The organism is Streptomyces hainanensis, assembly GCF_004348415.1.
In the GTDB taxonomy this organism is placed as follows: domain Bacteria; phylum Actinomycetota; class Actinomycetes; order Streptomycetales; family Streptomycetaceae; genus Streptomyces; species Streptomyces hainanensis.
The window spans coordinates 1-8,828 of sequence record NZ_SMKI01000332.1 but is presented as its reverse complement, the minus strand read 5'-3'; the positions used below and the strand labels follow the sequence as shown (position 1 = coordinate 8,828).

At 72.3% G+C, this 8,828-nt stretch carries 6 protein-coding genes; 3 read left to right on the top strand and 3 right to left on the bottom strand.

Features of this window, described 5'->3' with window-relative positions; all coding sequences use genetic code 11:
* The first annotated feature begins 111 nt into the window (after positions 1–111).
* The 3 genes from E1283_RS25755 (at position 112) to E1283_RS25745 (ending at position 5,050) form a co-directional block, all read left to right on the top strand.
* Positions 112–1,854 carry a pyruvate dehydrogenase gene (locus E1283_RS25755; protein ID WP_132820541.1) on the top strand — a complete coding sequence of 581 codons (1,743 nt, stop codon included), beginning with the start codon at positions 112–114 and terminating at the stop codon, positions 1,852–1,854.
* Positions 1,855–1,906: 52 nt separating this feature from the next.
* Complete coding sequence (gene dnaG, locus E1283_RS25750; protein WP_132820540.1) at positions 1,907–3,820, top strand: DNA primase; 1,914 nt, start codon at positions 1,907–1,909, stop codon at positions 3,818–3,820.
* Between the two features lie 192 nt (positions 3,821–4,012).
* Entirely contained in the window at positions 4,013–5,050 is a 1,038-nt protein-coding gene (locus E1283_RS25745; protein ID WP_425086227.1) for an RNA polymerase sigma factor, read from the top strand.
* Here the strand turns inward: E1283_RS25745 and E1283_RS25740 are convergent.
* From E1283_RS25740 to E1283_RS25730, 3 genes are all read right to left on the bottom strand, one after another.
* Complete coding sequence (locus E1283_RS25740; RefSeq protein WP_132820539.1) at positions 5,038–6,474, bottom strand: xylulokinase; 1,437 nt, start codon at positions 6,472–6,474, stop codon at positions 5,038–5,040. The genes E1283_RS25745 and E1283_RS25740 overlap by 13 nt on opposite strands.
* A gap of 67 nt (positions 6,475–6,541) precedes the next feature.
* Positions 6,542–7,342: a DeoR/GlpR family DNA-binding transcription regulator gene (locus tag E1283_RS25735; protein ID WP_132820538.1), complete on the bottom strand. Its 801-nt coding sequence runs from the start codon at positions 7,340–7,342 to the stop codon at positions 6,542–6,544.
* A gap of 33 nt (positions 7,343–7,375) precedes the next feature.
* Positions 7,376–8,767 (bottom strand): GntP family permease, encoded by a 1,392-nt coding sequence (locus E1283_RS25730; RefSeq protein WP_132820537.1) that lies wholly within the window; start codon positions 8,765–8,767, stop codon positions 7,376–7,378.
* Positions 8,768–8,828 lie beyond the last annotated feature (61 nt).

The following is an 8,828-nucleotide window of genomic DNA, read 5'->3' as shown; positions in this document are numbered from 1 at the left end:
GGGCCGAGGAGAACGGCAGCGTCTCGGCGGCCCGCCAACCCTCGGGCGGCGGGTGCTCCACATCGAGTAACCCACCGGGCGATACCGGTACATCACGGATAGATTTCCCGTGTGGCCAAACAGACCGTGGCGGAGCAGTACGTCGACATCCTGGTGCGGTCCGGCGTGCGCCGGCTCTACGGCGTCGTCGGCGACAGCCTCAACCCCGTGGTGGACGCCGTCCGCCGCACCTCCTCGATCGAGTGGATCCAGGTCAGACACGAGGAGGTCGCCGCCTTCGCGGCCGGCGCCGAGGCCCAGGTCACCGGCCGACTCGCCGCCTGCGCCGGCTCCTGCGGCCCCGGCAACCTGCACCTCATCAACGGCCTCTACGACGCCCACCGCTCGATGGCCCCGGTGCTCGCCCTCGCCTCCCACATCCCCAGCTCCGAGATCGGCACCGGCTACTTCCAGGAGACCCACCCCGACCAGCTGTTCCGCGAGTGCAGCCACTACTGCGAGCTGATCTCCAACCGCCGCCAGATGCCGCGCGTCCTGCAGACCGCCATCCAGCACGCCGTCGGCCGCGGCGGCGTCAGCGTCGTCGCCCTCCCCGGCGACATCGCCGCGGAACAGGTGGCGGAACGTGCCGAGGAACACGCCCTGGTCACCAGCCGCCCGGCCGTCCGCCCCTCCGACGACCAGATCGACGCGCTGGCCAGGATGGTCGACGGGGCCCGCCGGGTCACCCTGTTCTGCGGCAGCGGCACCGCCGGCGCCCACACCGAGGTGATGCGCTTCGCCGAGCGCGTCAAGTCCCCCATCGGCCACGCGCTCCGCGGCAAGGAGTTCATCCAGTACGACAACCCGTTCGACGTGGGGATGAGCGGGCTGCTCGGCTACGGCGCCGCCTACGACGCCACCCACGAGTGCGACCTGCTGATCCTGCTCGGCACCGACTTCCCCTACAACGCCTTCCTGCCGGACGACGTGCGGATCGTCCAGGTCGACGTCCGCCCCGAACACCTCGGCCGCCGCTCCAAGCTCGACCTCGCCGTCTGGGGCGACGTCAAGGAGACCCTGGACTGCCTCACCCCCCGGGTGAAGGAGAAGAAGGACCGCCGCTTCCTCGACCGGATGCTGCGCAAGCACGCCGAAGCCCTGGACGGCGTGGTGCACGCCTACACCCGGCGGGTCGACAAGCACGTGCCGATCCATCCCGAGTACGTGGCCGCCGTCCTCGACGAGGAGGCCGCGGACGACGCCGTGTTCACCGTCGACACCGGCATGTGCAACGTGTGGGCCGCCCGCTACCTCACCCCCAACGGCCGCCGCCGGGTCATCGGCTCCTTCAGCCACGGCTCGATGGCCAACGCCCTCCCCCAGGCCATCGGCGCCCAGTTCACCGACCGCCGCCGCCAGGTCGTCTCCATGTCGGGCGACGGCGGCTTCACCATGCTGATGGGCGACTTCCTGACCCTCGTCCAGTACGACCTGCCCGTGAAGGTGGTCCTCTTCGACAACTCCTCGCTCGGCATGGTCGAGCTGGAGATGATGGTGTCGGGACTGCCCGCCTACGGCACCACCAACCGCAACCCCGACTTCGCCGCCATCGCCAGGGCGGCCGGCGCGCACGGCATCCGGGTCGAGAAGCCCAAGGAACTGCGCGGCGCGCTCCGCGAGGCGTTCCGGCACCGCGGCCCGGCCCTGGTGGACGTCGTCACCGACCCCAACGCGCTCTCCATCCCGCCCAAGATCAAGGCCGAGATGGTCACCGGCTTCGCCCTCTCCGCCAGCCGCATGGTGCTGGCCGGCGGCGTCGGCCGGATGACCCAGCTTGCCCGCTCCAACCTCCGCAACATCCCGCGCCCCTGACCACCGCCGGACCGCGCCGCCGACTGTCGGCGGCCGGTCGTAGACTTCTGTCGTGGCGGGCAGGATCAACGACGAGGACGTGAAGGCGGTCAGGGACGCGGTCCCGATCGACGCCGTGGTCTCCGAGTACCTCCAGCTGCGCCCCGCCGGCGGCGGCAACCTGAAGGGCCTCTGCCCCTTCCACGACGAGAAGTCCCCCTCGTTCCAGGTCAGCCCGAGCAAGGGCCTGTTCCACTGCTTCGGCTGCCAGGAGGGCGGCGACACGCTCAGCTTCGTGATGAAGCTGGAGCACCTGTCGTTCGCCGAGGCCGTCGAGCGGCTCGCCGCCCAGGCCGGCATCACCCTCCGCTACGAGCAGGGCGGATACGGCCTCGGCCGGCAGCAGGGCGAGCGCACCAGGCTGGTCGAGGCGCACAAGGTCGCCGCCCAGTTCTACGTCGAACAACTGGCCTCGCCCGAGGCCGAGATCGGCCGCCGCTTCCTCGCCGAACGCGGCTTCGACCAGGCCGCCGCCCAACACTTCGGCGTCGGCTACGCCCCCGCCGGCTGGGACCACGCCGTCCGCTTCCTGCGCGGCCGCGGCTTCACCGACAAGGAACTGCTCCTCTCCGGCATCGCCCAGGACGGCAGGCGCGGCCCGATCGACCGCTTCCGCGGCCGGCTGATCTGGCCCATCAGGGACATCACCGGCGAGGTGATCGGCTTCGGCGCCCGCCGGCTCCGCGACGACGACAACGGGCCCAAGTACCTGAACACGCCGGAGACCCCGATCTACCGCAAGTCCCAGGTGCTCTACGGCATCGACCTGGCCAAGCGGGACATCGCCAAGGACAACCGGGCCGTGGTCGTCGAGGGCTACACCGACGTGATGGCCTGCCACCTGGCCGGCGTCACCACCGCCATCGCCACCTGCGGCACCGCGTTCGGCGGCGAGCACGTCAAGATCCTGCGCCGGGTCCTGCTCGACAACTCCAGCGCGCACAGCGCCGGCGAGGTCGTCTTCACGTTCGACGGCGACGCGGCCGGCCAGAAGGCCGCGCTCCGCGCCTTCGAGGACGACCAGAAGTTCGCCGCCCGCACCTCCATCGCCGTCTCCCCGGACAACATGGACCCGTGCGAGCTGCGGCTCGCCAAGGGCGACGAGGCCGTCCGCGAGCTGATCGAGTCCGGCAGCCCGCTCTTCGAGTTCGCGATGCGGTCCATCGCGGCGCGGCACAACCTGGACACGGTGGAGGGCCGTTCCGCCGCCCTGGAACACGCCGCGCCGCTGATCGCGCAGATCAAGGACCCGTCGATCCGGCACGACTACGGCGTCCGGCTCTCCCAGATCGTGGGCAACCCGGACGAGCAGTTCGTGATCCGCCGCATCGGCCAGCTGGCCCGCTGGGGCCGCGAGCGGCAGCGCGCCGGCACCGACGAGCGGCCGACGGCCGCGCCGGCGGCGACCCCCGTGCCGCCGGCCCAGCGGGGCGGCCCCCCGCTGAACCTCCGCAGCCCCGGCTACCTCCCGGAGCGCGAGCTGCTCAAGTTCGCCATCCAGTTCCCGGAGCTCGTGGCCCCCGCCTTCGACGCCTACGGCGAGGACGAGTTCACGGCCGCGCCCTACGCGGTGATCCGCCGCGTCATCGCCGAGGCCGGCGGGGTCGTCGCGGCCGACGACGGCTATCTCGGCCGGCTGAGCGAGGCGGCACCCGACGACACGGTTCGGGTGATGATCAACGAGTTCGCCGTCGAGGCCATCGCCACGTCGCGCCGCCAACGGGAGCTGGACCGGCTGGCCGCGGACTACCTCGTCCAGGTCCGCCTCGCCGCCGTCAACCGCCGCATCGCCGACCTCGAGTCGTCCGCGAGGCGCGCCGAGGCGCAGTCCGGCAACGCCCAGTCCGCCGCCGACATCCGGCAGGAACTCTGGACCCTCGTCCAGTACCGCACCTCCCTCAAGGAACGCGGCGCCGCCGCCCTCTAGCGGCCGGCGGGGCCACGGGCCCGACGCGGGCCGGGGAACCGCCGGCGGGAGAAAGTGCGCGCACGACCCTCGTGGACGGAGTGTGCCGTACCGCACACTGGGTGCGGTGCCGCTCCGTCGTCCGTCTGTTCACGCTCGCTCCGTCTCCTCCGCTCTCCCCCGTGTTGCCCCGCGTGTTCTCCCCGTGCCGCGATCACTGGAGGTCGCCTCGTGCAGACCCAGACGCTCACCAGCGCGGCTCCGGCCGCCGTCCAGTTGCCCGGTGCCCCGCCGCGGAAGCGCTCGCGGCACAACGCCGGCGGCGGCGGTGGCGGGTCGGCGGGCACCGGTGACCTCTTCCGCCAGTACCTCCGTGAGATAGGCCGGATTCCGCTGCTCACCGCCGCCGAGGAGGTGGAGCTGGCCCGCCGGATCGAGGCCGGACTGTTCGCCGAGGAGCGGCTGGAGTCGGGCGTCGATCTCGACGACCAGCTGGCGCTCGACCTGGACCACCTCATCGTGCGCGGCCGGCTGGCCAAGCGGCACCTGATCGAGGCCAACCTGCGGCTGGTCGTCTCCGTCGCCAAGCGCTACATCGGCCGCGGCCTCACCATGCTCGACCTGGTCCAGGAGGGCAACCTCGGCCTGATCCGCGCCGTCGAGAAGTTCGACTACGCGCGGGGATTCAAGTTCTCCACCTACGCGACGTGGTGGATCCGGCAGGCCATGTCCCGGGCCATCGCCGACCAGGCCCGCACCATCCGGGTGCCGGTGCACGTCGTCGAGTTGATCAACCGGGTGATCCGCGCGCAGCGCCGGATCCTCCAGGAGCGCGGCCACGAGCCGAGCCCGGCGGAGGTCGCGGTGCTGCTCGGCCTCACCCCGGCCCGGGTCAGCGAGATCCTGCGGCTCGCCCAGGACCCGGTCTCCCTCCAGGCGCCGGTCGGCGACGAGGACGACGTGAACCTGGGCGACCTGATCGAGGACGCGGACGTGCCGTCGCCCGCCGAGTCCGCCGCGTTCCTGCTGCTGCGCGAGCAGTTGGAGGCCGTGCTCTCCACCCTCGGCGACCGCGAGCGGCGGGTCGTCGAACTGCGCTACGGCCTGCTCGACGGCCGGCCCCGCACGTTGGAGGAGATCGGCCGGCTGTTCGGCGTCACCCGGGAGCGGATCCGGCAGATCGAGCACAAGACGCTGAGCAAGCTCCGCGACCACGCCTACGCCGAGCAGCTGCGCGGCTACCTGGACTGACCGCCGGTCGCCGCCTCCGGGTGGATCTGGTCGCGGACGGCCGTGTACTGCTGGAACACGGTCGCGCCGACGGTCGCCTCGTCACCCGGCTCCAGCGTCTCGCCGAGTGCCGACGGCCAGTCGGGCGGCTCCTCGACGGTCAGCGTGCCGTCGGCGACGCCCTGGGCCCAGGCGGCCTGCCGGGCCGCGCCGAGCGCGGTGTAGTCGGCCGGTTCGGGGATCACCACCGTCGCGTCGAACAGGCCGGGGGCCAGCGCCCTGACGGCGGGCAGCTCGGCCGCCGGGCCGAGCAGGAAGGCCCGCTCGATCCGCACCCCGCGACCGCGCAGCACGGCGGTGGCGTCGACGAGCCCGCACAGCATGCCCTCGAACGCCGCCCGCGCCAGGTGTTCCGGCTTCATGCTCTCCCGCCGCAGGCCGGTCAGAGTGCCGGAGGCGTGCGGGAGTTCGGGGGTGCGCTCACCGGCCAGATAGGGCAGGAGGACCAGGCCGTGCGCGCCGGGCGTGGAGCGCAGCGCCAGCTCGGAGAGGCCGGGCAGGTCGACGCCCAGCAGGTCGGCGGTGCCGCGCAGCACCCGGGTGGCGTTGAGGGTGCGCACCACCGGCAGGTGGCGTCCGGTGGCGTCGGCGTAGGAGGTGATGGTGCCGGTGGGGTCGGTGAGTGCCTCGTCGTGGACGGCGCAGACGGATCCCGAGGCGCCGAGCGAGATGACGGCGTCGCCGGGGCCGACGCCGAGTCCGAACGCGGCGGCCATGGTCTCGCCGGTGCCGGCCGAGATCAGCAGCCCCTCGGGGGTGCGCCCGGCCGGTTCGGCCGGGCCGAGCACCTCGGGCAGCTCGACCTCGTGGCCCAGGGCGAGTTCGGCCAGTTCGTGCCGCCAGGACTCGGAGACCGCCGACCAGTAGCCGGTGGCGGAGGCGGTGCCCCGGTCGGTGGTCCGACGCCCCGGCCGGCCGAGCAGCTGCCAGACCAGCCAGTCCTGTGCCTGGAGCACCGCCACGGCCCGGCGGGCCGCCTCCGGTTCGGCGCGGCCGAGCCAGCGCAGCTGGGACACCGGGTGGCCGGGGCCCGGCACCGCGCCCACCGCCTCGGCCCACGCGGCGCGCCCGCCGAGCGCGTCCACCAGGCCGAGCGCGGCGGCGCGCGCGCCCTCGTTCCCGCCGGTCAGCGCGGGCCGGACCGGCTGGCCCTCGCCGTCCAGCGCGACGACGCCGAGCGGCTGTGCCGTGACGCCGATCGCGGTGACGTCCTCCAGCAGCCCGCCGTCGGCGGCCTCACCCAGGGACAACAGCCAGGCCCCGGGCGTCGGTTCGTCGGTCGGATGCGGGGCGTGCCCCTGTCGCAGTATTCGCCCGGTCTCCGGGTCGCAGACGACGATGCGGGTGTGGGTGGACGAGCTGTCGAGGCCGGCGACTGTTCCCATGCAGCCTGATGATGCCCTATCCGTCCGCTTGGGCACTTCATATGAGCATTCCTGTGACGATCTCCGGTCAGGTCTGAGACGGTTCCGGGGTGCCGAGCAGCAGCTCGACGCCGGCCTCCCGCAACGCCTCGCGCGCGGCGGGGGACAGGCCGTCGTCGCTGACCACGGCCTCGAACTCGCCGAGCCCCGCCACCCGGTACATGCCGAACGTGCCGTACTTGGCACTGCCGGCGAGCAGCACCGAACGGTTGGCCGCCGCCATGGCCGCCCGCTTGACCTCGACCTTGGCGGCCGACGGCGTGGTGACCCCGCGGGCCAGGTCCCAGGAACTGGTGGAGACGAAGGCCAGGTCGAGGGCCAGTTCGCCGAGCGCGAGCGCGGCCAGCCGGCCGACCGCGGAGCGGTTGGCGTGCTCCACGTGCCCGCCGGTGTGGATGACCTGGACCGACGGGTCGCCCATCAGCGTGTTGGCGGTGGTGAAGTCGTTGGTCACCACCGTCATGCCGCGATGTTTGGCCAGTTCGGGCACCACCGCCTGGCAGGTGGTGCCCGCGTCGAGGTACACCGTCGTGTTGTCGTGGAGCAGTTTGCCGGCCCGGCGCGCGATGGCCAGCTTGGCCGGCTGGTCCATCATCGACTTGTCGACGAAGCTGGGCTCGTCGTGGAGTTGCCCGGCGATCCGGACGCCGCCGGGCACCGAGTACGCCCGCCCCTGCCGCTCCAGCGCGGCGATGTCGCGGCGTACCGTCATGTGCGAGACCCCGAGCAGCTCGGTGAGCTGGTGGACGCTCAGCACGGAGTGTCCGCGCAGCAGCCTGATCAGCAACTCCCGTCGCTGGTCCGGGATCAGCGGTGCCTCGTCCGTCACCGGTCTCTCTCCGTTCTCGGGCCGCCGTGGCGGCTATATCAGTCCCAGCTCGTAGAGCGTGTAGACGACCGCGAAGCCGGTGACCCCGGACAGCGCGGAGGCCACGCCGATGGACCTGATGCCCTGCCCCACCGTGAGGTTGGACAGCGTGGTGGTCACCCAGAAGCCCGACGAGTTGGCGTGCTTCATGATCTGCGCTCCGGTGCCGCAGGCCAGGTAGATCGCCAACGCCGAGATGCCCAGGCCCTCGGCCAGCGGCTCCATGATCGCGGCGGCCGTCATGACGCCGAGGATATTGGAGCCGGTGATGGTGCAGATGGCGGCGGCCACCAGGAACGGCACCACGATGGGCGCGACGCCCCAGTCCTGGATGATCTCGGCGACGCTGTCGGCCACCTCGGTCTCCCGGATGATCTGGGCCAGCGCGCCGCCGACCCCGGTGAGCGCCAGCGGCAGGGCGGCCAGCCGGAGCCCCGCCTCGAACAGGTCGTTGAGGGTCTCCTTGTCGTTCCAGCGGCGGCCGAAGAGCGGCAGGGCGGCCAGGCAGCCGAGGAAGAGCGCCACCAGCGGTTCGCCGACGAAGTCCAGCACCGCGCCGAACCCGGAACCCGCGCCCACCTGGTCGACCAGGTAGGACTTCAGCATGATCAGCACGATCGGCAGGAAGATCGGGACCAGCGAAAGCCACAGCGGCGGGCGCGGCCGGTCCGCGTCCGCGCCGCCCCCGACGGCCACCGGGGCGTCGTCCGCCGGCTCGTCGGAACCGCCGGCGCCGGCCGGCGCGAGGTGCTTGACGAACTCCTCCTTGGGCGCGACGTGCGTCTTGATGGTCAGCAGGTAGAGGGTGGCCACCAGGATCCCCGGCAGCGCGACCAGCACGCCGAACAGCGTGGCGCGGCCCAGGTCGACGCCGAGCAGCGAGCTGGCCGCCAGCGGACCGGGCCCGGGCGGGACGAGCGAGGTCATCACGTAGGCGCCGATGTAGAGGATCGGGCCGAGCCGCATCATCGACATCCGGGCCTGGAAGGCGAGCGCCGACACCACGGGTATCAGCATCAGCACCACGGTGTCGGCGATCAGCGGGATGCCCACCACGGTGGAGGCCAGCGCCACGGCCCACGGCACCCGGCGGCCGGGGAAGACGCGCAGCGCCTCCTCGGTGATGCGCAGCGCGGCGCCGCTCAGCTCCAGCATCTTGCCCAGCACACAGCCGAAGATGACCAGCAGGCCGACGCTGGCCATGGTGTTGCCGAAGCCCTCGGTCACGAGCTCGACGGTCCTGGCGCCGCCGAGCCCGAGTACCAGGCCGAGCGTGGTCACGATGATGAACAGGGTGGCCACGGGGTGGACCTTGAAGCGGGCGATCAGTAGCACCAGGGCGATGATCGCGGCGCCGAACGCGACGAGCGTGTAGGCGTCGGACATGACGAACCTCTTCGTTCCCTTGGGTCTCGCGTGGTGTCTTGCGGTGGTGTGGGGGTGGGGG